The 786-nt window shown below is 61.3% G+C and carries 2 protein-coding genes; both read right to left on the bottom strand.

Translation table 11 applies throughout. From position 1 onward, the window contains the following. Positions 1-182: hypothetical protein (locus tag EN906_RS35910; RefSeq protein ID WP_164777694.1), on the bottom strand; the 182-nt coding region annotated here is incomplete at its 3' end. A 144-nt stretch (positions 183-326) separates the two neighbouring features. Next, positions 327-786, bottom strand: a 460-nt coding sequence (locus EN906_RS35905) for a DUF6537 domain-containing protein (RefSeq protein WP_348629310.1), incomplete at its 5' end; no start/stop codon positions are given.

Here is a 786-nt window from a genome sequence, read left to right as displayed (position 1 = left end):
ACAGCCAGCAGTCCGAGGGTGACGGCGAGATAGGCCGGATCCATGGTTTTCCAGTACACCAGCACGACCAGCAGGGTTTGGGCAAAGAATCCTATCGAAAGCGTCAACCCGTCGCGAAACAAGGTTTCCACGAACGGAATGTAGACGTCGACCGGAATCTCGTTCTTCTTTATCAGATTCAACGCCTGAATCCCAACCCTGGGGAGCCAAGCAGTGCCACATCCGCCTTAAGAAAGATTTAGAGAGGCCCCGCCGCTCCTGCCGTCAAGCCGGGTGACGTAACGGAAAGCAAGGAAATTGTCGTTCAGGTAAACAAGGCGTATCGATCATTCCGCGGCCTGAAGTTTCGGCCGCGCCAGCGTACTCGACAGGCGTTCGAGCAGCCTTTGGCGTTCGCTCAAGGCCTTGTCGGCGCTGGCTCGACGGACGTGGCCATAGCCGCGAATCAGGGCCGGCACCGAGGCCAGCGCAACCGCCGCATCGACCCTGGCCGGGGCCAGCGATCCGGCGATGAGCTCCAGATCCGCCTCATACTGCGCCAGCAGCCGCCGCTCCATGCGCCGTTCGGCGGTGTAGCCGAACAGGTCGAAGGCGGTGCCGCGCAGGCCCTTCATCGCCGACAGCAGGCGAAAACCCTTCATCATCCACGGGCCGAAGCTGGATTTCCTAGGGCTTCCGTCATTGCCGCGACGGCCCATGATCGGCGGCGCGAGGTGGAATTCGAGCCTTTCGTAGCTCTGGAACTGCTTGCCCAGTTCGGCGGCGAAAGAGCCGGCCGTGTAAAGA

The sequence above is a fragment of the Mesorhizobium sp. M7A.F.Ca.CA.004.06.1.1 genome (genome assembly GCF_003999135.1).
In the GTDB taxonomy this organism is placed as follows: domain Bacteria; phylum Pseudomonadota; class Alphaproteobacteria; order Rhizobiales; family Rhizobiaceae; genus Mesorhizobium.
This window is presented reverse-complemented; position numbering and strand designations above follow the sequence as displayed.